This is a genomic window from Streptomyces racemochromogenes (assembly GCF_039535215.1).
Taxonomy (GTDB): domain Bacteria; phylum Actinomycetota; class Actinomycetes; order Streptomycetales; family Streptomycetaceae; genus Streptomyces; species Streptomyces racemochromogenes.
On the sequence record NZ_BAAAWT010000001.1, the window covers coordinates 3,838,192 to 3,862,443 of the forward strand.

A 24,252-nucleotide genomic window follows, 5' to 3' on the forward strand; every position below is an offset into this window, starting at 1 on the left:
GGCACCCCGTATGGATGGACGTGAAGCGATACTTCCGTGGGCCGGTCATGTGGATCGTGCTGGCCGTCCTCGCCGTGGTCGTGTTGATGAACGTCGTCGGCTCCGGCGGCGGCTACAAGTCGGTGGAGACCAGCGAGGTCATCAAGGCGATCAACAGTGGCCAGGTGGACAGCGCCAAGCTGACCACCGGTGACAGCCAGATGATCAAGATCGAGCTGAAGAAGGGCCAGAAGCTCGGCAACAACAGCGGCACCAAGTTCCAGGCCAACTACATCGGGGACCAGGGCGTCCAGCTCGCCCAGAACCTCCAGAGCAAGTACGAAGCCGGTCAGATCCCCGACGGCTACTCCGTCACGCCGGACAAGACCAGCCCGTTCCTGAGCGTGCTGCTCTCGCTCCTGCCCTTCGTCCTCATCGTCGTCGTCTTCCTGTTCCTGATGAACCAGATGCAGGGCGGCGGCTCCCGGGTCATGAACTTCGGCAAGTCCAAGGCGAAGCTCATCACCAAGGACACCCCGAAGACGACGTTCGCCGACGTCGCGGGCTCGGACGAGGCCGTCGAGGAACTCCACGAGATCAAGGAGTTCCTCCAGGAGCCGGCGAAGTTCCAGGCCGTCGGCGCCAAGATCCCCAAGGGCGTGCTGCTCTACGGCCCGCCCGGCACCGGCAAGACCCTGCTCGCGCGTGCCGTCGCGGGCGAGGCCGGTGTCCCCTTCTACTCGATCTCCGGTTCCGACTTCGTCGAGATGTTCGTCGGCGTCGGCGCCTCGCGCGTCCGCGACCTGTTCGAGCAGGCCAAGGCCAACGCGCCGGCGATCGTCTTCGTCGACGAGATCGACGCCGTCGGCCGGCACCGCGGTGCGGGCCTCGGCGGCGGCCACGACGAGCGCGAGCAGACCCTCAACCAGCTCCTGGTCGAGATGGACGGCTTCGACGTGAAGGGCGGCGTCATCCTGATCGCCGCCACGAACCGCCCCGACATCCTCGACCCGGCACTGCTGCGCCCGGGCCGCTTCGACCGGCAGATCGCGGTCGACCGCCCCGACATGCAGGGCCGTCTGGAGATCCTCAAGGTCCACCAGAAGGGCAAGCCGGTCGCACCGGACGTCGACCTCTCGGCCGTCGCCCGCCGCACCCCCGGCTTCACGGGTGCCGATCTCTCCAACGTCCTCAACGAGGCCGCGCTCCTCACGGCCCGCTCGGACAAGAAGCTGATCGACAACCACATGCTGGACGAGGCGATCGACCGCGTCGTGGCGGGCCCGCAGAAGCGGACCCGGATCATGTCGGACAAGGAAAAGAAGATCACCGCGTACCACGAGGGCGGACACGCCCTGGTCGCGGCGGCCTCCCCGAACTCCGACCCGGTCCACAAGATCACGATCCTGTCCCGCGGCCGGGCCCTGGGCTACACCATGGTCCTGCCCGACGAGGACAAGTACTCGACCACGCGCAACGAGATGCTCGACCAGCTCGCCTACATGCTGGGCGGGCGCGCGGCGGAGGAACTGGTCTTCCACGACCCGACCACCGGCGCCGCGAACGACATCGAGAAGGCCACGGCGACGGCCCGCGCGATGGTCACCCAGTACGGCATGACCGAGCGCCTCGGCGCGATCAAGTTCGGCGGGGACAACACCGAGCCGTTCCTGGGCCGCGAGATGTCGCACCCGCGGGACTACTCGGAAGAGGTCGCGGCGCTGGTCGACGAAGAGGTCAAGAAGCTCATCGAGACCGCGCACAACGAGGCCTGGGAGATCCTGGTCGAGAACCGGGACGTCCTGGACAACCTCGTCCTCGCGCTGCTGGAGAAGGAGACGCTGGGCAAGGAGGAGATCGCCGAGATCTTCTCCACGATCGTGAAGCGCCCGGCCCGCCCGGCGTGGACCGGCTCCTCCCGCCGTACCCCCTCCACCCGTCCGCCGGTGCTCTCTCCCAAGGAGCTCCAGCTGACGAACTCCGCGAACGGCACCTCGGCGGCAGCCGCGGCGCCCGTCTCCACGGAGAAGGGCATCGAGGTGGCCCCGGAGGACCGCCCCGAGGCCTGACCACCCGGAATGGAAGCCGCGCCCCCCAGGTTCTAGCCTGGGGGGCGCGGCACATTTGTACGAAGCCGCGCGTGCGCACAGGAACGAGGATGAGATGACCGACCCAGTGACCCTGACCGGTGGCGAGGGCACGATCGGCGAGTTCGACGAGAAGCGCGCCGAGGCGGCCGTCCGCGAGCTCCTGATCGCGGTCGGCGAGGACCCGGACCGCGAAGGCCTCCTGGAGACCCCGGCGCGCGTCGCGCGGGCGTACAAGGAGATATTCGCCGGCCTCTACCAGAAGCCCGAAGAGGTCCTGACCACGACCTTCGACCTCGGCCACGACGAGATGGTCCTGGTGAAGGACATCGAGGTCATGTCGAGCTGTGAACACCACCTGGTCCCGTTCCACGGTGTGGCGCACGTCGGATACATCCCGTCCACCGACGGCAAGATCACCGGCCTGTCCAAGCTGGCCCGCCTCGTGGACGTCTTCGCCCGCCGGCCCCAGGTCCAGGAGCGGCTGACCACGCAGATCGCCGACTCCCTGATGGAGATCCTCGACCCCCGCGGCTGCATCGTGGTCATCGAGTGCGAGCACATGTGCATGACCATGCGCGGCGTCCGCAAGCCCGGCGCGAAGACCATCACCTCGGCGGTCCGCGGCCAGCTGCGCGACCCCGCGACCCGCAACGAGGCCATGAGCCTGATCATGGCGCGCTGACCCCGTGCCCGACGCCCCGGCCGTGTGGGAACCGCTGAGCGAGGACGTCCGGCGCACGCTGGAGATCCTGCTCCGCGGTGGCTCCGAGCTCCACCGGGCCCTGCGGGCGCAGATCCCGTACGCCGAGATGAGCGACAGCGGCTGCTCCTGCCCCTGCGTGTACCTGCGGGTGGACACGGATGCCGTGCCGGCCGCGCCGACGGGCCGGAGCTTCGGCCCCGTGGCAGGAGCCTCCCTGCTCGGCCCGGACGGCGGCTACGACGGCGAGGCGACCCTGTTCGCCCGCGAGGGCGTCCTGGAGGACCTCCAGTTCTGCGACTGGGAGGACCGGGGGCCCGGGCCGCGCCCGCTCTGGGAGTGGCTGGGGAACCCGCACGAGTAGCCCCGCAGGGCTCAGGCCGTGGCGGGGGCCTTGGGTGGGTCGTCGTCCTCGGGGAGCCTCAGGACGCGCTCCAGGAAGAGGGCGGCGGCGATCACGGCCGCGCCGGCGATGACCGAGCCGGCCGCGTACCAGGCCTGGTCGCGGCGGGCCGGGACGTCCATCGCGTCGGTGAGCAGGAAGACGCCCACGCCGCCGTACATGCCCGCGACGAGGGCGGCGACGAGGGCGCTCGCCTGGCCGAAGACCACCGCCCGGGCCGCCATCAGCGGCTCCACGCCCTTCGCCCCCGGGCGGCGCTCCCGCTGGGCCTTGAGGCGGGCGCGCATCGACAGGGCCGTCGCCAGCAGGACGACGGCGATCACCGCCAGCACGATCGGTGCGGCCAGTGGGACGCCCGGCAGGGTGCCGTACGCGTTCCACAGGCGGGCACCCGCCCAGGACAGCACCCCGGCGATCGCGAAGATGCCCGCCAGGACCGCCGGCCTCAGTTGCTTCACTTGCCCGTCCCCTGTTCAGTCGCTGCTACCTGAACACGCTAACGGCTACTCCGGCAGGCGGAGTTCCAGGTCGGTGCGTGCCGTGACACCGGCGAGGCCGATCGTGGCCAGCAGTTCCGCGACGGGGCCGCGGCCGGGCAGCTGGGCCTCGGGGGCGATGTCGTGCCAGGGGGCCAGGACGAAGGACCGCAGGTGCGCCCTGGGGTGCGGCAGGGTGAGGACCGGGTCGTCGGAGACCACGTCGGCGTACGTCACGATGTCGACGTCGATCGTGCGGGGGCCCCAGCGCTCCTCGCGGACGCGGTCGAAGGCCTCCTCGATCGCGTGCGCCCGCTCCAGCAGGGAGGAGGGCGGCAGGGTGGTCTTCAGCGCGATGACGGCGTTCAGGTACGAGGGCTGCGAGCCGGGCTCGACGCCCCACGGCTCCGTCTCGTAGACCGGGGAGACGGCCTTGACCCGCAGCCCCGGGGTGTCGCCGAGGGCGTCGATGGCGCCCTGGAGGGTGTCCAGGCGGTTGCCGAGGTTCGCGCCGAGCGCGACGACGGCCCACTTGGGGTTGGACAGGGTGGTGTCCGCCGCGTCGACCGCCTCGACGACGGAGGCGGGCACCGGCTGGACGGTGGGGTCGCTCTGGGCGTTCAGTCCGTTGTTCATGCGCGGCTCCGGGTGATCGTGATGGTCACGTCGTCGAAGGGGACGGTGATCGGCGCGTCCGGCTTGTGGACGACGACCTCCACCTGTGCCACCGCCTCGTGCTTGAGGCACTGCTGGGCGATCCGCTCGGCGAGGGTCTCGATCAGGTCCACGGGCTCGCCCTGGACCACGTCCACGACCTCCTCGGCCACGACGCCGTAGTGCACGGTCTTGGCCAGGTCGTCGCCGGCCGCGGCCGGGCGGGTGTCCAGGTGCAGCACGAGGTCGACGATGAAGGTCTGGCCCTCTTCGCGCTCCCGGGGGAAGACGCCGTGGTGCCCGCGAGCCTTGAGGCCGCGCAGCGCGACACGATCCACGCGAATCACTCCTGCTTTCGTAGGTGCTTCCGGTCCCGGGACTCCCCGGGGCCATGGGCCTACGCCGAGTGCGGTCGGCGTCGTCCACCTTCGAATTTACCTGCGACGAACCCGGGGCCCCGCCCTTGGGGTCAGTCGGAGCCCTCTTCTTCCTCGTCATCGGAGTCCGTGAGCACCGGAGAACCGTGGTGGGACCAGAGGCGCCAGCCCTCCGGTGTGCGTCGGAACACATTCGTGGCGACGACCAGCTGGCCGACCAGCGGACCCAGCTCGCCGGCCTCCTGGGAGGGGCCCCCGCTGAGGATGTTCTCGGTGCACGTCACCAGTGCGGTGTCACCTATGAGGGCCACCTTGGTGTCGGTCAGGAAGAACTGGATGTACTCGGTGTGGGACATGATCAGCGCGTACGAGCGCAGCACCTCGCCCCGCCCCGAGAGCACCGGCCACCCGGGGTGGACGCAGGAGATCTCGTCCTCGAGCCAGAGCGCCGACAGCGTGTCGAAGTCCCCCTGCTCCATGGCCGCGTAGAACGCCGTGTTGGCCTCTTCGACGGCTTCGATGTCGGTACGGCTCACCGTGCCCCTTCCCTGTACGTCCGGCGGGTGTGCGTCGGGCGGGTCACAGAGCCCCTTCCACGGCGCGGGCCACCCGAACCGCGTCCGCGGTCGCCCGTACCTCGTGCACCCGTACGGCCCAGGCGCCCTGGTGCGCGGCGATGGCGGAGACGGCGGCCGTCGCGGCGTCCCGCTCGCGGGCCGGCGGCGGGGCGGTGTCGGCGGTGCCGGCGAGGACCCGGCCGAGGAAGCGCTTGCGGGAGGCGGCGACGAGCAGCGGGAAGCCGAGGGCGCGCAGCTCGGGGAGGCGGGCGACGAGGGCCAGGTCGTGCTCGGCGTTCTTGGCGAAGCCGAGGCCGGGGTCGACGACGATCCGCTCGGGGGCGATGCCGCCGGTGACGACGGCGTCGATGCGGGCGCGGAGCTCGGCGCCGACCTCGGCGAGGACGTCGTCGTAGACGGCGAGGCTGTTCATGTTGTCGCTGAAGCCGCGCCAGTGCATGACCACGAAGGGCACGCCGGCGTCGGCGACGGCGGGGATCATGCCGGGGTCGGCGAGGCCGCCGCTGACGTCGTTGACGAGGCGGGCGCCGGCGGCGACGGCCTGTTCGGCGACGGCGGCGCGCATGGTGTCGACGGAGACGACGACGCCCTCGGAGGCCAGGCCCCGCACGACGGGCACGACCCGGCGGAGCTCTTCCTCGGCGTCGACGCGGGTGGCTCCGGGGCGGGTGGACTCCCCGCCGACGTCGACGAGGTCGGCGCCGTGGGCGACGAGTTCGAGACCGCGCTTGACGGCTGCGGTGGTGTCGAACCACCGGCCGCCGTCGGAGAAGGAGTCCGGGGTGACGTTGACGACGCCCATGACCGCGCAGCGGTCCCAGTCGGGCAGCCCTGTGACGATGCCCCTGGGGGCCGGCCCGAGGTTGCTGTTCATGGGCTCCAGCCTAGTTGGCCGGGCCGTTGACGGGGCCGGGGCGGGTGGGCGTGTGCGGCCGGGCGTACCGCTGCGCGGGGCGAGGTCCCCTACCCGCCCTTCGCCCGTTCCCCGGGCTGCGCCCGGACCCCTCCCGGGGCTCCGCCCCGGACCCCGCGCCTCAAGCGCCGGCGAGGCTGAGGGTGCCGGCGGCGCCGGAACAGCCGAACGCCGGCGGGGCTGGATCTTCCAGCCCCGCCGGCGTGTGAGGCCTGGGGGTCCCCCCGGACGGAGTCTGGGGGAGGGTGAAGGGCGGGTAGGGGACCAGCTCCGCAGGGGTCCCCCACCCCCCGGGAGGGGCTACGCGGCTTGGACCTCGCGGTCCTGCTGGGCCGGGACCTTGGCCTCGTGGACGGCGTGGGCGCAGGTGCGGACCGGCTTGGGAGGGCGCCGGCTGGCGAAGAGGCGGGGGAGGGCCAGCGTGACGAAGCCCTCCGCCTGCATCACGGCGAAGCCGATGCGCGGCAGGTCGCGGTGGTGCCGGTAGACCATGAAGCGCGGCTCCCAGCGGGGGCGGAACTTCTCGTTGAACTTGTACAGCGACTCGATCTGGAACCAGCGCGAGAGGAAGACGAGCAGGCCGCGCCAGGCCCGCAGGACCGGTCCGGCGCCGATCTTCTCGCCGCGGGCGAGGGCCGCGCGGAACATCGCGAAGTTCAGGGAGACCTTCTCGATCTTCAGCTCGGGGGCCTGCTGGAGGGAGGCGACGATCAGCAGCTCGTTCATGCCGGGGTCGGCCGCGCGGTCGCGGCGCATCATCTCCAGCGACATGCCGTCCTTGCCCCACGGCACGAAGTGCTGGATGGCCTTGAGGTCGCCGAAGGGGCTGGTGTCGCCCTCCTCGACGCGGTGCGCGGTGGCGATGATGCAGTCGCCGTCGCCCGGGTCGCCGATGCGGCCCAGCGCCATGGAGAAGCCGCGCTCGGTGTCGGTGCCGCGCCAGGCCTCGGCCGCCTTGCGGATCTGGGACAGCTCGAACTCGTTCAGTTCGCTGACCCGGCGGACCTTGGTGGTGTAGCCGTTGCGTTCGATGCGCTTGACCATCTGGCGGACGTTGCGCATCGGGCGGCCGGCCAGGGAGAAGTCTTTGACGTCGACGATGGCCTCGTCGCCGAGTTCCAGGGCGTCCAGGCCGGTCTCGCGGGTCCAGACCTCGCCGCCGGTCTCGCTGCAGCCGACGACGGCGGGGGTCCAGGAGTGGGCCTTGGCCTCCTCCATGAACCGCTCGATGGCGCCGGGCCAGGCCTCGACGTCGCCGACCGGGTCGCCGGAGGCGAGCATGACGCCGGAGATGACGCGGTAGGTGACGGCGGCCTTGCCGCTGGGGGAGAAGACGACGGCCTTGTCGCGGCGGAGCGCGAAGTGGCCGAGGGAGTCGCGGCCGCCGTGCTTGGTGAGCAGCTCGCGCAGCTTGTCCTCGTCGGCGGGGGTGAGGCGGGCGGCCGGGTGCTCGGGGCGGAAGGCCAGGTAGATGGTGGTGACGGCGGTCAGCATGCCGAGGGCGCCGAGGGAGTAGCCGACGGTCCAGGAGACCCGGCCGGCGTAGTCGACGGGGCCCTCGAAGCCGAAGAGGCCGTAGACGACGTGGGTGATCTGCTCGTACAGGCTGGGGCGGCCGACGACCTTGCCCGGGTGCACGTTGACGATGACGAGGCCGAGGCCGATGGAGCCGGCGCTCATCAGGACGAAGTTGGCGAGGGCCTTCCAGCGGCTGCGCGGGTCCGGAAGGGCCTTGAACTCGCCCTGGTGGCGGACCAGCAGCGCGAGGAGCACCGCGGAGATGACCACGCCGATGACGGAGTGGCGGTACGCGAACTGGGAGACGGCGCCGGCGGGCAGCAGGATGACGGCGGCCCGCCAGGCGCGGCGCTTGCGGCGCTTGAGACCGTGCGCGAGGAGCAGTATGAGCACGCCCGCGCTGATGGAGAGGGCCGCGGCGAAGGGGCCCAGGGAGCCGGGCAGCACCTCGGTGACCGCGTGGATCCGGCTGTGGCGGAATCGCGGGAAGACGCCCGCCGCGATGTCCAGAAGGCCGACGATCATGACGGCCGTACCTACGAGACCGGGCACCGACTCCGGTCGTGGTCCGCGGAAGATTCGCCGGACCGTACTCGGAACCTGTCCCGACTTATCGCCATCTATCCTGCTAGACATCGCTTCCCGTTGCTCTGCGAGAGATCATGTGGCCGAAGGCCGTGACAGCCTCCGGAGTGTGGTGCGTCCACTAGGACGACATCGGCGGGGAGCGGGTTCACTCTTCCGTCGGAAAAATCCGGTCCTGCCATCAGAAAGTCGACTGACTGCTCATGGGTCTCACCAGTAATACGGTTCTGGTCCTGGCCATCATCGCGGGCGTGGCCCTGTTCGCGGTCACGGTCTGGGCCTGGCCGAAGCTCTCGGGGCGCGGCATGCGCGCGGTTCTCGGCCGGATCGGCCTGCTGCTCGCGACCCAGCTGGCGCTGTTCTCGGCGGTCGGTCTCGCGGCGAACAAGTCGTTCCTCTTCTACGGCTCGTGGGCGGACCTGTTCGGCCAGGAGACGTCCATCGGCAAGGTCGTCGACCACTCGATGAGCAGCAAGGACATCAAGGTCCTCGACAAGCAGAAGCTGGACGTGCCCGGCGGGGGCAAGCCGCAGGTCGGCGGGCAGATCCTGAAAGTGGCCATAACCGGGCAGAAGTCGAAGATAACGAGCCCCGGCTACGTGTGGCTGCCGCCGGAGTACTTCCAGCCGCAGCACAAGGACCAGAACTTTCCGGCCTCGATCGTCCTGACGGGCTACCCGGGCACCGCCGAGAACCTGATCAAAGGGCTGAACTACCCGATGACGGCCTTCAAGCAGGCCAAGGCGGGCAAGATGAAGCCGATGATCCTGGTCATGCTGCGGCCGACCATCGCGCCGCCGCGCGACACCGAGTGCGTGGACATACCCGGTGGCCCGCAGACCGAGACGTTCTTCGCGCAGGACCTGCCGCAGGCGATCCAGTCCACCTTCCGGGTGGGCAAGAAGCCGCAGAACATGGGCTTCATCGGCAACTCGACGGGCGGCTACTGCGCCCTGAAGATCGCCGCGCACCACCCGCAGACCTTCGGTGCCGGCGTGGGCCTGTCCGCCTACTACAAGGCGGCGGACGACGCGACGACCGGTGACCTGTTCCACGGCGACGCCAAGCTGAAGGCCCGCGCGGACGTGCTGCAGAGCATGCAGGACAAGAAGCCGGCGGGTACGTCCTTCCTGGTCACGACCAGTGAGAAGGGCGAGGACAACCTGAACGACACCCGCAAGTTCATCAAGCTGGTCAAGGGCCCGGACCGGGTCTCCTCGATCGTCCTCGACAGCGGCGGCCACAACTTCAACACCTGGCGCCGCGAGATCCCGCCGATGCTGGTGTGGCTGAGCGGCCGCCTCCAGGCCTGAGCCCGTGCTCGCGTCGCGCATCCGAAGGGCCCGGCTCCGGCCGGGCCCTTCCGCGTGTCCGGGTTCGGTCAGGAGTCCTGGAGGCCGGCCCGGCGCAGGGCCCGGTGGACGCCGCCGGGGGTGAGTACGCCGGCCAGCGCGCCGGAGTCCGGGTCGGTGACGCCGATGCGGCCGGAGTCGTCCTGGAGCAGGGCGGCGAGGGCCTCGCGCAGTGACGCCCCCAGGGGCACCGTGACGGCGGGGCCGGGGCCGCCGTCGGGGTCGGTGAGGTCGGCCGCCCCGACGGGGGTGACGGCGAGCCGCTTGAGGCCGCGGTCGGCGCCGACGAAGGAGGCGACGTACTCGGTGGCGGGCGCGGCGAGGACGGCGGCCGGGCGGGCGAACTGCTCGATGGTGCCGTGTCCGTAGACGGCGATCCGGTCGCCGAGCCGGACGGCCTCCTCCAGGTCGTGCGTGACGAGCAGGATCGTCTTGCGGACGGTCTTCTGGAGGGTCAGGAACTCGTTCTGGAGCCGTTCGCGGACCACCGGGTCCACCGCGCCGAACGGCTCGTCCATCAGCAGTACCGGCGGGTCGGCGGCGAGGGCGCGGGCCACGCCGACGCGCTGGCGCTGTCCGCCGGACAGCTGCTGCGGGTAGCGGCTCCCGTGGACGGCCGGATCCAGCCCCACGAGTTCGAGCAGTTCGGCGGCGCGGGCGCGGGCCCTGGCCTTGGGGGTGCCGATCAGCTGGGGCACGGTCGCCGTGTTCTCCAGGACCGTCTTGTGCGGGAACAGCCCGACCTGCTGGATGACGTAGCCGATGCGGCGGCGCAGCTCGACCGGGTCGGCGGCGGCGATGTCCTCGCCGTTCAGCAGGATGCGGCCGGAGGTCGGCTCGATCAGCCGGTTGACCATCTTCATCGTGGTCGTCTTGCCGCAGCCGGACGGGCCGACCAGCGTGACCAGCTCGCCTTCCGCGACCTCGAAGGACAGCTCCTCGACGGCCGTCGTCCCGTCGGGGTAGCGCTTGGTCACTCGCTCGAATCGGATCACCCCGCCATCCTCTCCCAAGGGCCTGCCCGGATGGGCGAAGGGTTCGTCAGGGGAGTGTTGCGGCTGTGCGAATAATTCCGGCCATCGCGGGCACCGGGGGTTATGGTCGCCCGGAGGCCGCTGTGCGGCACGTCCGTACGAGGGGGGAAGGGGTGAGCGGCTTGGCCGGGCAGGGCTGCCTGGTGGCGAACGACTGGATCTGCTGGGAATACGTCACCTCGCGCTCCCGGGAGCTCACCGACGCCACCGTCGAACACGTCTGGATCACCGCCGTGTCGGTGCTCGTCGGCGTCGCCGTGGCCGTCCCCCTCGCCCTGCTGGCCCGCCGCGGCCGCCGCTGGGCGGCCCCCGTGCTGGGGCTGACCACCCTGCTCTACACGATCCCCTCCCTCGCCATGTTCTCCCTGCTGCTGCCCTTCTTCGGGCTGTCGGCGGCGCTCGTGGTGACCGGTCTGGTGCTGTACTCGCTGACCATCCTGGTCCGCAACGTGCTGGCCGGCCTGGAGGCCGTCCCCGAGGACGTACGGGAGGCCGCGCGCGGCATGGGCTACGGCCCGGGCCGGCTGCTGTGGCAGGTGGAACTCCCCCTGGCGCTGCCCGCGCTGCTGGCCGGGGTGCGGATCGCCACCGTGTCGACGGTGGCGCTGACCACCGTCGGCTCCATCGTCGGCAAGGGCGGGCTGGGCAACCTGATCGCCCCCGCCGTGAACAGCTCCTTCAAGGCCCAGGTGCTCACCGCGTCCGTGCTGTGCGTGCTGCTCGCGCTCGTCGCCGACCTGCTGCTGCTCGCCGCGCAGCGGCTGCTGACCCCGTGGACGCGGCCCGGCCGCCGTGCCGCGGGGGCGGCCGTGAAGGCGAAGGGGGCGTGAGGGCGTGGGCGTGATGGCGCGGGCCTGGGACTGGCTGGCCGACGGGGCCAACTGGTCCGGCGAGGCGGGGGTGTGGCACCGGCTCGGCGAGCACGTCTACGTGAGCGGGATCGCCCTGGCCGTCGCCTGCGCGGTGGCCCTGCCGGTGGGGCTCTGGCTCGGCCACGTCGGCAAGGGCGGTGCCCTCGCGGTGAACGTCTCCAACGCCGGGCGGGCCGTGCCGGTGTTCGCCGTGCTGGCCCTGTTCATGGTCTCGCCGCTGCGCAGCGCGGGCTACCTGCCCACCATCGCCGCGCTGGTGCTGTTCGCCGTACCGCCGCTGCTGACCAACGCGTACGTCGGCATGCGCGAGGTGGACCGGTCGGTGGTCGAGGCGGCCCGGGGGATGGGCATGTCCGGCCGCCAGCTGTTCCTGCGCGTGGAACTTCCCCTCGCACGCCCCCTGGTGATGACCGGGCTGCGCTCGGCCGCCGTGCAGGTCGTCGCCACCGCCACGATCGCGGCGATGGTCGGCCAGGGGGGCCTGGGCCGGATCATCACCGCCGGCTTCAACACGTACAACACCCCGCAGGTGGTGGCGGGCGCCGTACTGGTGGCGCTGCTGGCCCTGGTGGTGGAGGGCGCGCTGGTGGCGGCCGACCGGCTGCTGCCGGGGGCCCCGTCGCGCTGAGGCGCGGCCGGCCGCCGTCCCTCCCTCTTACCGATCCCTAAGGAGCATGATGAGCAAGTCCACGCGCATCCTCGGCGCGACCCTGGGCGCGGTGGCCCTGACCGTCTCGCTGGCCGCGTGCGGCGGCGAGAGCCTGGAGAAGGCGAAGGACGGCGGTTCCGCCTCGGCCCCCGCCGGCGGCGGCAAGGGGAAGCTGGTGGTCGGCGCGGCGGGCTTCACCGAGTCCAACGTGCTGGCGGAGCTGTACGCCCAGGTCCTGCGCGGCGCCGGCTACGACACCTCGATCACCACGGTCAACAACCGCGAGCTGTACGAGCCGTCGCTGGAGAAGGGCGAGATCGACGTCGTCCCGGAGTACGCGGCCACGCTCGCGGAGTTCCTGAACGCCAAGGTGAACGGTCCGAACGCGCCCAAGGAGAAGCCGGTCGCCTCCAGCGACGCGGCGGCGACGGTCGCGGCGCTGGAGAAGCTCGCGGCGCCGCTCGGGCTCAAGGCCCTCCCGGCGGGCTCAGCGGTCGACCAGAACGCCTTCGCCGTCAGCAGGGAATTCGCGCAGAAGAACAACCTCAAGTCCCTTTCCGATCTTGGAAAGTCGGGCCTGAAGGTGAAGATCGCGGCGGGTGACGAATGCGCCGTCCGCCCCTTCTGCGCGCCCGGACTGGAGAAGACGTACGGAATCGCCGTTTCCGGTATTGACCCCAAGGGAGTCGGCACCCCGCAGGCCAAGCAGGCCGTCAAGGACGGGGTGGACCAGCTGGTGCTGACCACCACCACCGACGCCACCCTCGACGCCTACGGCCTGGTCCTGCTGGAGGACGACAAGAAGCTCCAGAACGCCGACAACGTGCTGCCCGTCGTCAACGCCAAGGACGCCGGGGCCCCCGAGGTCGCCACCGCACTCGACGCCCTCACCAAGGCCCTGACCACCGCCGACCTCGTCGAGCTGAACCGCAAGGTGGACGCGGAACGCGCGAAGCCGGCCGACGTGGCGAAGGCCTATCTGGAGTCCAAGGGACTCCTGAAGAAGCAGTAGTCACGTCTTTGACGGCCAATGGTGGGGTAACTGCCCGGAAACGGATTGCCGGGCGGGTACCCCACACGCGGTCCACGCCCTGTAAATTTCAGGCCATGCCCCGTGGACGCCACCGCAATCCCGAGCCCCTGCACCGACTTCTCACGCCGACGGCCGTCGCCGGGGTTTCCGTGGCCAGCGCCGGTGTGGCCTGGCTCCTCGCGGAACCCCTCGCACTGCGCCTGCTCGTGGCCCTCACGGCGGCCGCGGGCGTGGGCGGTGCCGTCCTCATGCGCTCCTGGGACCGGGCGGCCGGCCGCCGGGTGGCGGAGCTGGCCCGCGAACGGGTCAAGGACGAGTGGAAGACGGACGAGCGGATAGCCGAGCTCGAATCCGACATCGAGGAGGCCCGGCTGCTGCGCGCCCGCCTCGACGCCAAGCTGCGCGCCAAGCGCGTCGAACTGGCGGGCCTGCGCGGGGAGCACGCCGCGCTGCTGCGCCGGTACGCCACCGCCGAGACCGAGCGCGCCAGCGCCCTGGAGAAGCGCCGGCTCCTGGAGCTGGAGGCCTCCTCCGCCCCGGCGGGCGGCCCCAAGGAGCTCCCCGCCGTCTCCGAGGAGCGCACCGGCGCCGGAGCGCCCACCCCGGTCGGCTACGCCCGGGCCCACGCCGCGATGGCGGCCCTGGCCCGCAAGGCGGAGGAACGGTCCGCCGCCGCTGCCGCCGCGGCGCCCGCGCACAGCCGCCCCGCCGTTCCCGCCCCCGACCGGGCGGCGGCGGTCCCGGCCCGCCGGCAGGCGGCCGCGGTGTCCCCGTACGCGGCCCAGCGCCGCACCGCCTCCCGCGCCGAGGGCGGCTTCGACTTCTTCGGCACCAAGAACGCCGCGCAGGCCCGCGCCGCGATCGAGTCCGTGCAGAACGAGGACCTCGCCGACGTGGTCGGCGCCGAAGCCCTCGCCGTCCACGAGGCGGAGACCGCGGGCGCCGCAGCCGAACCGGAGGCCACGGAGGCCACCCCCGAGCAGGACGCGGCGGCCCAGGTCATCGACCTCACGGCCCACGACGAGACCGAGCCCATCGAGGTCGTCCGCCTCCGCACGGCGATCTCCTAGGCACCCGCCGGGGGCCCGGCCGGACGGATCGTCCACAGCCTGTGCACGAAACGGCGGGCCCGGGGACGGGCCGGGTCAGGGGAAGGCGAGGACCAGGGCCACCGCGGACGGCTCCAGCACCAGTTGGGCGGCCAGTGCCGGGCCCCGGAGCCTCGCCGGCGCGGCCAGGGCGAGCAGCATCGCCAGCGCCGCCGCCCCGCACAGCACCAGGAAGACGGCCCCGGGGAACGGCGCGCAGCCGCCGTACATCAGGCAGCGGCCGCCCTTCTCCGTCATCAGGACCAGGATCTTCGCCGCCACCAGCGCGGGCACGAACAGCGCGGCGGCGATCACCGCGGGCACGCGGCTGCGCCCCGCCCCCGCGGACGGGGGCGCGGTGACGGTCGGGGGCTGAGGGCTCCAGGTCATGCGGCCATCCTGTCCCGGCGGGCCGGCCCGGGGATCCGTACGCGTACTCAGTCCGTCCGGGCCCCGTACCCAGACGGCGGCGGCCGGGGCGGCTCAGAACAGCGGCAACTGGCCCGGATGCGGCCCGAGGACGAAGCCGTCCAGCGTCGGGGCGGAGGCACCGAGGACCACCCGGGCCCGGGAGCCGGGGCAGGACACCAGGTCGCCCCGGCCGCGCCCGGCCGGCGGGTCGTGGCGGGCGATCCGGCCGGCCGTCACGGCGCAGTCGCGGCCGCAGGAGGGGCAGGCCCGTCGGGGGGAGTGGGACATGCCCCCAGTCTGCCCTGCCGCACCGACAGCGAAGCCGTCAGGAGACGGCCGCGGCCTCCTCCTCCGCCTTCTCCGCCTTCTCCGCCCTGGACGCGAGCCAGGCCCGGTGCGCCTCGTCCACCCGGGCCCACAGGACCTCCCGGTCCGCCCCCGTCAGGTCGTCGAGCCGGCGCCCGAAGACGCCCTCCAGCACCTCGAAGAACTCCCGCCGCCCGGCCAGTTCCCGCTCGGCCGTCACCTTCCCGCCCCCCGACCGGCGCGACAGGACGCGGCCGCGCAGGATGTCCACGCCGTCCGCGTCGCGCCGGAACAGCGCGAAGGTCCGTACGAAGGAGGAGTCCGGGGAGGTCGACAGCCAGGTGTGCGCCTCCTCGAAGTCGGCCATCTCCGCGGGGGCGTCGCGGAAGTTCACCCGGTGCATGCCGCTGTCGGGGGTCAGGTAGCTCCAGCCGGGGCCCTCGCCCTCCATCGGGTCCAGCCGCCGCAGCGCGTAGCGGAAGCCGCCCTGCTCGTACGAGCCCTCGCGCAGCGGGAGCGGCTCGTACGGGCCGTCCCCCAGCCCGGCGTCCACCCAGTACGCCGCCCCGCCGACGCGCACGGTCAGCGTCAGGTGCTGGCCGTTGACCACCCGCGACCCGTCCTCGGCCTCGACCCCGGACAGGTGGCGGGTCACGTCGTAGCCCAGGTCCTCCAGCAGCGCGGCGAAGGCGCCGTTGAGGTGGAAGCAGTAGCCGCCGCGCCCCTCGGCGAACCGGCGCGCCGACAGCCCGGGGTCGATGCCGGGCGGCCGGCCGAGGTGGATGTCGACGTTGTCGTAGGGGATGCGCTCCAGATGGGCGCGCTGGAGCGCGAACAGCCCCTCCGCCGAGGGGGCACCGGGGTCGGTCAGCCCGAGTCGGCGCAGGTAGTCCGGGTACGTGCCAGTGGTCATGGGGGCACCCTAGGACGCCCCGCCGACACGGCCCGGGCGGAATTCCCCCGGCCTGTCAGGTCGCGCGGACCCGCCCCGGGGCGGGCCGCCCTACTTGTCGATGTCGCCGACCACGAAGAAGAGCGAGCCGAGGATCGACACCATGTCCGCGACCAGCTGCCCGGGCAGCAGCACGGCCAGCGCCTGGATGTTGTTGAAGGAGGCGCTGCGCAGCTTCAGCCGGTACGGGGTCTTCTCGCCCTTGGAGACCAGGTAGTAGCCGTTGATGCCGAGCGGGTTCTCCGTCCAGGCGTACGTGCTGCCCTCGGGGGCCTTCAGCACCTTCGGGAGCCGCTGGTTGACCGGCCCCGGCGGCAGCTCCGCCATCCGGTCCAGGCAGGCCACGGCCAGGTCGAGGGCGTTGTGCGTCTGGTCGAGCAGCACCTCGAAGCGGGCCAGGCAGTCGCCCTCGGTGCGGGTGACGACCTTCAGCACGTCGGCCAGCTCGCCGTACGCCAGGTACGGCTCGTCGCGGCGCAGGTCGAAGTCCACGCCGGAGGCGCGCGCGATCGGGCCGGACACCCCGTACGCGTGGACCGCCTCGGCCGACAGGACGCCGACGCCGCGGGTGCGGGCCCGGAAGATCTCGTTGCCGTGGACCAGCTTGTCGTAGACGTCCATGCGGGTGCGGACGTCGGCGATGGCGGCGCGGGCCCGGCCGAGCCAGCCGGCCGGGAGATCCTCCTTGAGACCGCCGACCCGGTTGAACATGTAGTGCATGCGGCCGCCGGAGATCTCCTCCATCACGGCCTGGAGCTCCTCGCGCTCGCGGAACGCGTGGAAGATCGGGGTGATGCCGCCCAGTTCGAGGGGGTACGACCCGAGGAACATCAGGTGGTTCAGGACCCGGTTCAGCTCGGCGAGGAGCGTACGCATCCACACCGCGCGCTCGGGCACCTCCATGCCGAGCATCCGCTCGACGGCCATGACCACACCGAGCTCGTTGGAGAACGCGGACAGCCAGTCGTGGCGGTTCGCGAGCATCACGATCTGCCGGTAGTCGCGCGCCTCGAAGAGCTTCTCGGCACCCCGGTGCATGTAACCGACCACCGGCTCGGCGCTGGCGATGCGCTCGCCGTCCAGGACGAGCCGCAGGCGCAGCACGCCGTGGGTGGAAGGGTGCTGGGGTCCGATGTTGAGCACCATGTCGGTGCTCTCCGCCGCACCGCCGATGCCGACCGTGGTCTCCGTCATGGCCGCATTGTCTCAGTCCTAGGGTGGGTGCATGGATACGGGGACGAGGGGTGAGACGGACCGCCCGGAGTGGGTCGGTCTGCCGGGCGGGCTGCGCGGGGTCCGGCGGCTGCTGCTGGTGCTCTGGACGGTTCCGCTCACGGTGGTGACCGCCGTGTCGCTGGGCCTGGCCGCCGGGCCCGGGTGGGCGGTCCTCGCGGCGTTCTGGCCGGCGGTCCTGGTCTGGGGCTGGGTGCTGATCGGGCGGAACTGGCGGTCCTGGCGCTACGCGGAACGGGCCGACGACCTGCTGATCAGCCGGGGGGTGCTGTGGCGGGAGGAGACGGTGGTCCCGTACGGGCGGATGCAGCTGGTGGAGGTGACCTCCGGCCCGTTGGAGCGCCGCTTCGGCCTGGCCTCGGTCCAGCTCCACACGGCGGCCGCGGCGACGGACGCCAAGATCCCGGGCCTGGCCCCCGCGGAGGCGGAACGCCTCCGCGACCGCCTGACCGCCCTGGGCGAAGCAAGGTCGGCAGGCCTGTGACGGGCCGCTCCGCGGGGGACCCGGACCGGGGCACCCCCGCACCCGGCGGGGAGCGGCGGCTGCACGTGCTGACCCCGCTGCGGCGGGCGTGGGTGCCCGGGGCCGCCCTCGGCGGTGTGGTGATCCAGCAGGGCGAGCGGGCCCAGCAGTGGGTCAGCGGCCTCACCCCCGGCGTGCGCGTGCTCATCCTGGCCGGGCTGGTCCTCGTCTTCGGCACGTACGGCTTCCTCGGCTGGTGGTTCACCCACTACTCCGTCACCGACACCGAGCTCCGCATCCGCACCGGCCTGCTCTTCCGCCGCACCGCCCACATCCGCCTCGACCGCCTCCAGGCCGTGGACGTCACCCGTCCGATGCTGGCCCGCGTCGCCGGCGTGGCCAAGCTCCGGCTCGACGTCATCGGCACCGAGGCGAAGGACGAGCTGGCCTTCCTCGACGAACGCGACGCCGTCGCCCTGCGCGCCGAGCTGCTGGCCCGCGCCGCCGGCTTCGCCCCCGCCGATGCCGTCGCCGTCGGCCAGGCCCCCGAGCGGGTGCTGCTGCGCGTGTCCGTCCGTGACCTGGTGGTCTCCCTGCTGCTCGGCCTCGACGTGTGGGCCGCCCTCGTCGGCGGGCTCGTCGCGCCGGTGGTCGTCTGGCGGCTCAGCGACAGCCTCTGGGCGGCCGCGGTCATCCTCGTACCGCTGCTCGGCGCCGCGTGGAGCGGCACCGCGGGCCGGTTCCTCGCCGGGTACGACTGGACCGTCGCCGAGTCCCCCGACGGGCTGCGCCTGGACCACGGGCTGCTGGACCGGGCCCACGAGACGGTCCCGCCGGGCCGGGTGCAGGCCGTACGGATCGTGGAGCCGCTGCTGTGGCGGCGGCGCGGCTGGGTCCGGGTGGAGCTGGCCGTGGCCGGCTCCAAGAACGGGGTGCTGGTCCCCGTGGCCACCCGGGAGGCCGCCCACGCCCTGATCGCCCGCGTGCTGCCGGGCGCGGACCCGGCGGGCCTGGAGTTCAGCCCCTCCCCGCGCACCGGCTCGCGGTGGGTGGTGCCGGTGTGGTGGAAGGGGTACGGCCTGGCCGTCTCCGACGAGGTCTTCGCCGCCCGCCGGGGCCGCCTGTGCCGGCGCACGGAGATCGTTCCGCATGCGAAGGTACAGAGCGTGCGCCGCACGCAAGGCCCTTGGGAGCGCGCCCGCGGGGTGGCCGACGTCCACGTGGACACCGGCGCGAACACCACCGTCACCGCCCGGCTGCGCCCCGCCGCCGAGGCCGCCGGCCTGCTGCACGACCAGGCGGTCCGCTCCCGCACCTCCCGCGCGGCGGCCCGCCCCGACCGGTGGATGACCTGACATGACGACGGCCTACGAGCGGCTGCTCGGCACCGGCTTCGACGGCACTCCCGCCGGCGACCCGTACGACGTGATCTGGGAGGGCGAGGACGATCCCGCCCACCGCGACCGCGTCCCCGGGCTCACCGCCCTCCTGGACGACCCCGCCGCGCCCTGCGGCGAACGCCTCCTGGCCCTGATCGCCCTGGTCCACTGGGCCGAGCCCGCCGGCTACGAGGCCGTCGTACGGGCCGCGACCACCGACCCCCGCGGCGCCTTCTGGTACGGCTGGTCGACCGACCGCTGGTTCTCGCAGGACGACAGCTACGGCCACTTCTGCGAAGCGGCCGTGCGCAGCCGGGAGTTGGCCGAGGAGAAGGGCACCTCACGGCTGCGCGCCGCGACCCTGCGCGCCCTGGTCGGCCTCGCCGACCGCGAGGGCTTCGGCGACCGGCTCGGCGACTGCCTGGACGCCGAGTCCGTACGCGACTGCCTGCCCGGGATCCGCGCCGCCGTCGAACGGGGCCTCGCCCGGATGCGGGCGGGGCAGCGCTACCGCTTCGACGTGGAGACCCAACTCGTCGGCCTCGCGGGAGCGGTGACCCTGGTCGACGAGGAACTCGCCGTGGAACTGCTGCGGACGCTGCTCGGCGACGAGCCCTCCGGTCGCGCCCTCCGGCACGCCGCGGGCCCGGTGTCCCGCTGCCGGGGCCCGGCCGGCAGGGCCCTGGCAACCTGGCTCCGGGAAGCCGGGGACGACTACGTACGGGAGGTCCTCGGGCAACGAGAACCGGCCGACGGCGATTTTCGGCCAGACGTCGAGGCTGGATGAAACCGTGTTTGTGTTCGCAACGTCCCTTCGGTAGACAGGTACGCACGCAAGTGACGGAACAACACGTCAGGGGTGGGTGAATGAAGTTCGACATGGGCAGCACCACGCTGTCCGAACTGGGCAAGGCCACGAGCGGCTCCAGCGACGACCTCGGCACGCTGATCAAGCTGCTGGTCGCCGCGGCGGACCCGCTGGAGGGCAAGTTCAACGGCGTCGGACGCCAGGCGTTCGACTCCTTCAAGCGGCGCTCCGACGCGATCACCGCCGAGCTGAACGCCTCGCTGCGCGCCATCCTCGGCGGTCAGTCCGGGATGGACACCTCGTTCACCACCGGTGCCCACGAGCAGGGCGACAACGCCCACCAGAACATGGGCTCCGCGAACTTCGACGCCGCTCGCTTCGGCGCGCGCTGACACCCGGGGGACTGACAGACATGGCGAACCAGGACCGCACCTCGTACGACATCGCCGCCTCCGTCGAGGTCCAGGGCGGACTCGGCGGGATCATCGGCCAGCTGGAGCGGGTGCTCGGCGACCGTGACAACGCGGTGAAGGCCGCGATGGCCGAGTTCCAGGCCGACGGCGTCTCCGACGAGTACCACGGCAAGGAAGTCCGCTGGAACAAGGCGGCGAACGAGGTGCGCGACATCATCCGCCTCGTCCGCACCACGCTGGAGCAGAACGACGCCACCGCGCAGGCCACGCTGCAGAAGGCCAAGGCGGCGGTCGACAACATCGGCTGACGCCGGACGAGGAACGCGAGGACGCGAGGACACGGGGGTAGGGCATGGACTGGGACATCAAACCGTCCGGCGTGCAGGGGGTCGTCAACAAGACGATCACGGCAGCGGAGGGCTTCCAGAAGGCGGGCAAGTCGCTCCAGACGGAGCTGCCGGAGGCCGCCAAGCACGCGGGCACCATCACGCCGGGCGGCGGCAGCGCGGGCGAGGGCGGCGGAATGGGCCCGATCGCGGGCGCGCTGGGTGAACTCATGAAGGCCCACGAGTACCGCCTCGCGTTCATCGGCGCCCGCACGGAGGCCTCGCTGAACGGCGCCATCAACGCGACGACGGCGTACGTGCAGGGCAACATCGAGCAGGCGCAGAACGCGCAGAACCAGGCTCTGAAGGAGCCGAAGGTCGAGCTTCCGGGGGCGGGTCAGAAGTGACCGACCACGTACCGATCAATCCGTGCACGATCCCGCAGTTCACGGGTGACCTGGACGCGTTGGAGCAGGACCACGCGGCGATCACGGCGGCAGCGGGCACCTTCCGCACGGCCGGCGAGAATGTGGACTCCGAGTTTCAGGGCCTGTCGGCGTTCTATGCCGCTCCCGAGGCCGCGAAGCTGTTCGCCACGACGAAGCCGGTGAAGACGGACAGTGATTTCTTCGCCGACCAGCTCGAGTCGGCGGCGAAGGCGCTGGGCGAGTACGTCACCGAGGCCCGCCCGATCGTGGCGCGTCTGAAGGCGCTCCAGGCGAAGGCGACGACGTTCTCCAACAAGATCGCCGGGGACGAGCACTGGAAGGACGACGGGAAGAAGATCGATGAGAACAACGATCTGATCCACGACGTCAACGCGGCCGCCGAGGCGTTCTGGGCGGCCGAACGCACCTGCGCGAACAAGATCCGCGCCCTGTACTGCGCCCCGCCGCTGACCGTGAACGACGGCTCCAACGGCGCGAACATGTACGGCTACAAGGCCGATGACCTGAACAAGGTCCAGGACCTGCCGTGGGGTTCGCAGCTGGAGGAGACCCACCGGGCGTGGGAGGTCGGCTACTGGGTCAAGTCCTTCGTGTGGGACGGGATCATCGTCGACGGCATCTGGGGCACCATCCGGGGCCTTGGCACCCTGGTCGGCGTCGACGGCTGGGACGCCGCGGGCCAGGCCTGGACGGGCCTGGCCAAACTCGCCACCGGCCTCGTGATCACTTCCATGCCGGGTGTCGGGGCCGCGTTCTGGGCGGCGGACGACAAGCAGCTCCCGGGCTGGCTGAAGGACTCCCGCACGGCGATGAAGGAGACCGGCAAGGCCCTGGTCGCCTGGGACGAGTGGGGCAAGAACCCCGCCCGCGCCGCGGGAGCGGTCACCTTCAACGTCCTGACCACCGTCTTCACCGGCGGCGCCGGCACCGCGGCCAAGACGGGCGGGATCGCGAAGGTCCTCTCGGTGGCCGGGAAGGCCGGCAGGATCATCGACCCGATCACCTACATCGGCAAGGCCGGCTCCCTCGCCAAACTCAAGATCGGCGACCTGTTCGCCAACCTCGGCAAGGTCGACGGGGCGTTCCCGAAGATCGACGACGTGGTGTGGAAGGACCTCCCCAAGGCCGACGCCCCGGGCATCAAGTTCCCCCACCCCGAGGACACGGTCCGTCTCCCGGACGACGCGCTGGGCCGTCCGCAGTACTTCGACAAGACGACGAACCAGCTCCTGGACCACAAGGGCCTCCCGAAGCAGGACCTCACCTCGGTCCCCAAGGGCCCCGACCACCCCCTGGCCGAGGTCCCCAAGAAGCAGGAAGTCCCGGTCGGTGTCGGCGCCCACACGGCGGACGTCACCTCCCACACCCCGGGCGGCACCGCCACCCACACCCCCGGCGGGACCACGGCCCACACCCCCGGCGGCACCGCCGACAACCTCCCGCACAACAGCCACACCGAACCCGGCGGCACGACCCCCGGCCACGGCGGCACCGACACCACCCCCACCGGCGGCCACACCGACACCCCCTCCACGGGCGGCCACGGCGACGGCCCTTCCACGGGTGGCGGCGGCCACGGAGATGGCCCGACCGTGCCGCACCAGGGCGGCGGACTTCCCGACAACCCGGGCCACGGTGACGAGGCGTGGCAGAGGGAGCACGGAACCGCGAGCACCCCGGCTGATGCGATCTCTCCGGAAACCCGCCTGCCGGACGCGAATGGAACGCACCCGGCCGGTCACGGCGAGAAGCTGCTGGATCTGTTCGACCGGAACAGCCCTCGGGTCACCGTGGTGGATGACATGATCACCCACATTGACGGCAAGCCCGTTGACCAGTATCTCGACTCGCTCGCCGAGTCCAGGGCACAGGTTTACCGGGATGCCAAGGACGCCAAGCAATTCGTCAAGGGCGATGTAGGTGCGTGTGTGGGTGCCGTCATGGACACCCGGACCGGAATCGTGATCGAAGGAATCAACGGCCGGCCGGACAACGTGATTCCCAAGGAAAAGGTTCACCCCACCCTCCGCGCGATTTACGAGAAGATGGCTCCGACCAAGCCGCACCCGGACCAGCCCCTCGGTCATGCGGAAGTGAAGGCCACCAATGAGCTGCTGTGGGCCCGTACCCGCCTCGGGCTGCCGGACGACGCGAGCGTGCTCAAGGAAATCCGGGCGTCCGTGGAATTCCCGTTCATGAAGGACCGGGAGACGGGCGTTATCGGCAGGGGCGCTCCCTTCTGCTCGAACTGTTACCATATGCTCCCCGGAGTTCCGTCGCCCCACGGCCGGTTCACTGGGTATCCGCCGTCTGACGAGAATTGGATTCCGTGATGAGCTCGATGCGGCGCGTCGACGCTGACGATCCCGATGTCGACATCGATATGGGAAATCGGATGCTCTACCAGGACGAGTTGTTCACGGGGGAGGTAGCCGAATATCAGGGTGAACAGATCGTCTGCCTCGACGTGTACCTCGACGGGGTCCGGAACGGGTTGTCGCAGATGTGGTACCCGGACGGTGCGCAGAAGCTCAAGGGAACCGTCGTCAATGGTTCCGCTCTGGGTGAGTTCCTGGAATGGCATCCCAACGGTGTTCTCAAGTCGCGGAAGTTCTTCGACGACGACATCTACTCCCTCAAGGAGGAGAGCGTCTGGGACGAGCAGGGCAACCTCGTCCGCGAATGGCGTCGCGAAGACGGGTGATCACGACTGGGCCGTCGGGGGTGGTTCTGGCAGCCACCCCCGGGTGCTCCATGCGGTCGCGAGGGGGGCGGTTCTGCGGGGAGCCCGTATGCCGGGCGCGGACCTCTACCGCGCGCATCTCGAAGCTGCGGTTCTCGACGAAGCCGATCTCACCGGTGCCTCCCTGGTGAAGGCCGAGCTGGACGGGGCCTCGCTGCGCGGTGCCAGGCTCGACGGTGCGGACTTCGGGAGCGTCGAGATGTACGACGTGGACGCACGGGAGGCGTCGCTGGACGCCGTGGATCTGCGGGGCGCCGATCTGAGCGATGCGTCGGTGGCGCAGACCTTCATGCAGGTGGTCCTCGACGATCGGACGGTGGTGGACGGCCTCACGGGCACGGTCTTCGGGCCGGCCGTCGTCGTGGATGCCGAAGGCCGGCGGGAACTCTCCGGTGCCGACTTGGAGTCGTGGCTGAACAGCAAGGGTGCGAAGGTGAGGGTGCTTCCTTCTTGAGTGAGGCGCGCGTG

The 24,252-nt window shown here is 71.6% G+C and carries 28 protein-coding genes; 17 read left to right on the top strand and 11 right to left on the bottom strand.

Annotated elements, in window-relative coordinates:
- The first annotated feature begins 14 nt into the window (after positions 1-14).
- The 3 genes from ftsH to ABD973_RS17805 all read left to right on the top strand — a co-directional run bounded on the left by ftsH (position 15) and on the right by ABD973_RS17805 (position 3,133).
- The gene (gene ftsH / locus ABD973_RS17795) at positions 15-2,048 is read left to right on the top strand and encodes an ATP-dependent zinc metalloprotease FtsH (RefSeq protein ID WP_007264873.1); all 2,034 of its coding nucleotides are present in this window, start codon (positions 15-17) and stop codon (positions 2,046-2,048) included.
- A 94-nt stretch (positions 2,049-2,142) separates the two neighbouring features.
- Positions 2,143-2,751, top strand: a complete 609-nt coding sequence (gene folE, locus ABD973_RS17800) for a GTP cyclohydrolase I FolE (protein ID WP_007264872.1) — start codon at positions 2,143-2,145, stop codon at positions 2,749-2,751.
- 4 nt (positions 2,752-2,755) lie between these two features.
- Positions 2,756-3,133, top strand: coding sequence for a hypothetical protein (locus tag ABD973_RS17805; protein WP_345500845.1), 378 nt, complete (start codon positions 2,756-2,758; stop codon positions 3,131-3,133).
- Positions 3,134-3,144: 11 nt separating this feature from the next.
- Here the strand turns inward: ABD973_RS17805 and ABD973_RS17810 are convergent, their stop codons facing one another.
- The 6 genes from ABD973_RS17810 to ABD973_RS17835 all read right to left on the bottom strand — a co-directional run bounded on the left by ABD973_RS17810 (position 3,145) and on the right by ABD973_RS17835 (position 8,324).
- Positions 3,145-3,630 carry a DUF3180 domain-containing protein gene (locus tag ABD973_RS17810; RefSeq protein ID WP_125595579.1) on the bottom strand — a complete coding sequence of 162 codons (486 nt, stop codon included), beginning with the start codon at positions 3,628-3,630 and terminating at the stop codon, positions 3,145-3,147.
- A gap of 45 nt (positions 3,631-3,675) precedes the next feature.
- On the bottom strand, positions 3,676-4,284 hold the full coding sequence (gene folK / locus ABD973_RS17815; protein ID WP_345500846.1) for a 2-amino-4-hydroxy-6-hydroxymethyldihydropteridine diphosphokinase: 609 nt from the start codon (positions 4,282-4,284) through the stop codon (positions 3,676-3,678).
- Entirely contained in the window at positions 4,281-4,640 is a 360-nt protein-coding gene (gene folB / locus ABD973_RS17820; protein ID WP_030010912.1) for a dihydroneopterin aldolase, read from the bottom strand. The genes folK and folB overlap by 4 nt, the downstream gene beginning before the upstream one ends.
- A 131-nt stretch (positions 4,641-4,771) precedes the next feature.
- Complete coding sequence (locus tag ABD973_RS17825; RefSeq protein WP_125595581.1) at positions 4,772-5,215, bottom strand: nuclear transport factor 2 family protein; 444 nt, start codon at positions 5,213-5,215, stop codon at positions 4,772-4,774.
- 43 nt (positions 5,216-5,258) lie between these two features.
- Positions 5,259-6,131, bottom strand: a complete 873-nt coding sequence (gene folP / locus ABD973_RS17830) for a dihydropteroate synthase (protein WP_125821529.1) — start codon at positions 6,129-6,131, stop codon at positions 5,259-5,261.
- A gap of 339 nt (positions 6,132-6,470) precedes the next feature.
- Positions 6,471-8,324, bottom strand: a complete 1,854-nt coding sequence (locus tag ABD973_RS17835; RefSeq protein ID WP_125595583.1) for a phosphatidylglycerol lysyltransferase domain-containing protein — start codon at positions 8,322-8,324, stop codon at positions 6,471-6,473.
- A gap of 152 nt (positions 8,325-8,476) precedes the next feature.
- Here ABD973_RS17835 and ABD973_RS17840 point away from each other — a divergent pair, with 152 nt between their 5' ends.
- Positions 8,477-9,586: an alpha/beta hydrolase gene (locus ABD973_RS17840; RefSeq protein ID WP_345500850.1), complete on the top strand. Its 1,110-nt coding sequence runs from the start codon at positions 8,477-8,479 to the stop codon at positions 9,584-9,586.
- A 68-nt stretch (positions 9,587-9,654) separates the two neighbouring features.
- Here the strand turns inward: ABD973_RS17840 and ABD973_RS17845 are convergent, their stop codons facing one another.
- On the bottom strand, positions 9,655-10,620 hold the full coding sequence (locus ABD973_RS17845) for an ABC transporter ATP-binding protein (protein WP_125821528.1): 966 nt from the start codon (positions 10,618-10,620) through the stop codon (positions 9,655-9,657).
- A 161-nt stretch (positions 10,621-10,781) separates the two neighbouring features.
- Between ABD973_RS17845 and ABD973_RS17850 the strand changes: the two genes are divergently transcribed.
- The 4 genes from ABD973_RS17850 to ABD973_RS17865 all read left to right on the top strand — a co-directional run bounded on the left by ABD973_RS17850 (position 10,782) and on the right by ABD973_RS17865 (position 14,283).
- The gene (locus ABD973_RS17850) at positions 10,782-11,489 is read left to right on the top strand and encodes an ABC transporter permease (RefSeq protein ID WP_345504621.1); all 708 of its coding nucleotides are present in this window, start codon (positions 10,782-10,784) and stop codon (positions 11,487-11,489) included.
- Positions 11,490-11,493: 4 nt separating this feature from the next.
- Complete coding sequence (locus tag ABD973_RS17855) at positions 11,494-12,159, top strand: ABC transporter permease (protein WP_125595586.1); 666 nt, start codon at positions 11,494-11,496, stop codon at positions 12,157-12,159.
- A 49-nt stretch (positions 12,160-12,208) separates the two neighbouring features.
- Positions 12,209-13,192: an ABC transporter substrate-binding protein gene (locus tag ABD973_RS17860; protein ID WP_125821527.1), complete on the top strand. Its 984-nt coding sequence runs from the start codon at positions 12,209-12,211 to the stop codon at positions 13,190-13,192.
- Between the two features lie 95 nt (positions 13,193-13,287).
- Positions 13,288-14,283, top strand: a complete 996-nt coding sequence (locus ABD973_RS17865) for a hypothetical protein (RefSeq protein WP_345500855.1) — start codon at positions 13,288-13,290, stop codon at positions 14,281-14,283.
- A 75-nt stretch (positions 14,284-14,358) separates the two neighbouring features.
- On the opposite strand, the gene ABD973_RS17870 is transcribed toward ABD973_RS17865, so the two are convergent.
- The 4 genes from ABD973_RS17870 to ABD973_RS17885 form a co-directional block, all read right to left on the bottom strand.
- Complete coding sequence (locus ABD973_RS17870; protein ID WP_345500857.1) at positions 14,359-14,691, bottom strand: hypothetical protein; 333 nt, start codon at positions 14,689-14,691, stop codon at positions 14,359-14,361.
- Positions 14,692-14,784: 93 nt separating this feature from the next.
- Positions 14,785-15,000, bottom strand: coding sequence for a hypothetical protein (locus tag ABD973_RS17875; protein ID WP_125595591.1), 216 nt, complete (start codon positions 14,998-15,000; stop codon positions 14,785-14,787).
- A gap of 37 nt (positions 15,001-15,037) precedes the next feature.
- Positions 15,038-15,931, bottom strand: a complete 894-nt coding sequence (locus ABD973_RS17880; protein WP_345500859.1) for an arylamine N-acetyltransferase family protein — start codon at positions 15,929-15,931, stop codon at positions 15,038-15,040.
- Positions 15,932-16,021: 90 nt separating this feature from the next.
- Positions 16,022-17,164 carry an NADH-quinone oxidoreductase subunit D gene (locus ABD973_RS17885; RefSeq protein WP_007264853.1) on the bottom strand — a complete coding sequence of 381 codons (1,143 nt, stop codon included), beginning with the start codon at positions 17,162-17,164 and terminating at the stop codon, positions 16,022-16,024.
- Positions 17,165-17,195: 31 nt separating this feature from the next.
- On the opposite strand from ABD973_RS17885, the gene ABD973_RS17890 reads away from it, so the two are divergent.
- The 9 genes from ABD973_RS17890 to ABD973_RS17930 all read left to right on the top strand — a co-directional run bounded on the left by ABD973_RS17890 (position 17,196) and on the right by ABD973_RS17930 (position 24,238).
- Positions 17,196-17,687 (top strand): PH domain-containing protein, encoded by a 492-nt coding sequence (locus tag ABD973_RS17890; RefSeq protein ID WP_125595594.1) that lies wholly within the window; start codon positions 17,196-17,198, stop codon positions 17,685-17,687.
- Entirely contained in the window at positions 17,684-19,021 is a 1,338-nt protein-coding gene (locus tag ABD973_RS17895) for a PH domain-containing protein (RefSeq protein WP_345500863.1), read from the top strand. The genes ABD973_RS17890 and ABD973_RS17895 overlap by 4 nt, the downstream gene beginning before the upstream one ends.
- Position 19,022: 1 nt before the next feature.
- On the top strand, positions 19,023-19,832 hold the full coding sequence (locus ABD973_RS17900; protein ID WP_345500865.1) for a hypothetical protein: 810 nt from the start codon (positions 19,023-19,025) through the stop codon (positions 19,830-19,832).
- Positions 19,833-19,912: 80 nt separating this feature from the next.
- Positions 19,913-20,245 carry a hypothetical protein gene (locus tag ABD973_RS17905; protein ID WP_125595597.1) on the top strand — a complete coding sequence of 111 codons (333 nt, stop codon included), beginning with the start codon at positions 19,913-19,915 and terminating at the stop codon, positions 20,243-20,245.
- A gap of 20 nt (positions 20,246-20,265) precedes the next feature.
- Positions 20,266-20,574, top strand: a complete 309-nt coding sequence (locus ABD973_RS17910; RefSeq protein ID WP_007264848.1) for a pore-forming ESAT-6 family protein — start codon at positions 20,266-20,268, stop codon at positions 20,572-20,574.
- A 44-nt stretch (positions 20,575-20,618) separates the two neighbouring features.
- On the top strand, positions 20,619-20,999 hold the full coding sequence (locus ABD973_RS17915; RefSeq protein ID WP_125595598.1) for a DUF6507 family protein: 381 nt from the start codon (positions 20,619-20,621) through the stop codon (positions 20,997-20,999).
- A complete protein-coding gene (locus tag ABD973_RS17920; RefSeq protein ID WP_345500868.1) occupies positions 20,996-23,374 on the top strand; it encodes a hypothetical protein in 2,379 nt (792 codons plus the stop codon). The genes ABD973_RS17915 and ABD973_RS17920 overlap by 4 nt, the downstream gene beginning before the upstream one ends.
- Complete coding sequence (locus ABD973_RS17925; protein ID WP_125603524.1) at positions 23,374-23,745, top strand: toxin-antitoxin system YwqK family antitoxin; 372 nt, start codon at positions 23,374-23,376, stop codon at positions 23,743-23,745. The genes ABD973_RS17920 and ABD973_RS17925 overlap by 1 nt, the downstream gene beginning before the upstream one ends.
- A gap of 43 nt (positions 23,746-23,788) precedes the next feature.
- Complete coding sequence (locus ABD973_RS17930; protein WP_345500871.1) at positions 23,789-24,238, top strand: pentapeptide repeat-containing protein; 450 nt, start codon at positions 23,789-23,791, stop codon at positions 24,236-24,238.
- The last annotated feature ends 14 nt before the right edge of the window (positions 24,239-24,252 follow it).

Coding starts and splice junctions, on each gene's coding strand:
- ftsH (WP_007264873.1), top strand. CDS start 15: ATGGACGTGAAGCGATACTTCCGTGGGCCGGTCATGTGGATCGTGCTG.
- folE (WP_007264872.1), top strand. CDS start 2,143: ATGACCGACCCAGTGACCCTGACCGGTGGCGAGGGCACGATCGGCGAG.
- folK (WP_345500846.1), bottom strand. CDS start 4,284: ATGAACAACGGACTGAACGCCCAGAGCGACCCCACCGTCCAGCCGGTG.
- folP (WP_125821529.1), bottom strand. CDS start 6,131: ATGAACAGCAACCTCGGGCCGGCCCCCAGGGGCATCGTCACAGGGCTG.
- ABD973_RS17835 (WP_125595583.1), bottom strand. CDS start 8,324: ATGTCTAGCAGGATAGATGGCGATAAGTCGGGACAGGTTCCGAGTACG.
- ABD973_RS17840 (WP_345500850.1), top strand. CDS start 8,477: ATGGGTCTCACCAGTAATACGGTTCTGGTCCTGGCCATCATCGCGGGC.
- ABD973_RS17860 (WP_125821527.1), top strand. CDS start 12,209: ATGAGCAAGTCCACGCGCATCCTCGGCGCGACCCTGGGCGCGGTGGCC.
- ABD973_RS17865 (WP_345500855.1), top strand. CDS start 13,288: ATGCCCCGTGGACGCCACCGCAATCCCGAGCCCCTGCACCGACTTCTC.
- ABD973_RS17870 (WP_345500857.1), bottom strand. CDS start 14,691: ATGACCTGGAGCCCTCAGCCCCCGACCGTCACCGCGCCCCCGTCCGCG.
- ABD973_RS17875 (WP_125595591.1), bottom strand. CDS start 15,000: ATGTCCCACTCCCCCCGACGGGCCTGCCCCTCCTGCGGCCGCGACTGC.
- ABD973_RS17880 (WP_345500859.1), bottom strand. CDS start 15,931: ATGACCACTGGCACGTACCCGGACTACCTGCGCCGACTCGGGCTGACC.
- ABD973_RS17885 (WP_007264853.1), bottom strand. CDS start 17,164: ATGACGGAGACCACGGTCGGCATCGGCGGTGCGGCGGAGAGCACCGAC.
- ABD973_RS17890 (WP_125595594.1), top strand. CDS start 17,196: ATGGATACGGGGACGAGGGGTGAGACGGACCGCCCGGAGTGGGTCGGT.
- ABD973_RS17900 (WP_345500865.1), top strand. CDS start 19,023: ATGACGACGGCCTACGAGCGGCTGCTCGGCACCGGCTTCGACGGCACT.
- ABD973_RS17905 (WP_125595597.1), top strand. CDS start 19,913: ATGAAGTTCGACATGGGCAGCACCACGCTGTCCGAACTGGGCAAGGCC.
- ABD973_RS17910 (WP_007264848.1), top strand. CDS start 20,266: ATGGCGAACCAGGACCGCACCTCGTACGACATCGCCGCCTCCGTCGAG.
- ABD973_RS17915 (WP_125595598.1), top strand. CDS start 20,619: ATGGACTGGGACATCAAACCGTCCGGCGTGCAGGGGGTCGTCAACAAG.
- ABD973_RS17925 (WP_125603524.1), top strand. CDS start 23,374: ATGAGCTCGATGCGGCGCGTCGACGCTGACGATCCCGATGTCGACATC.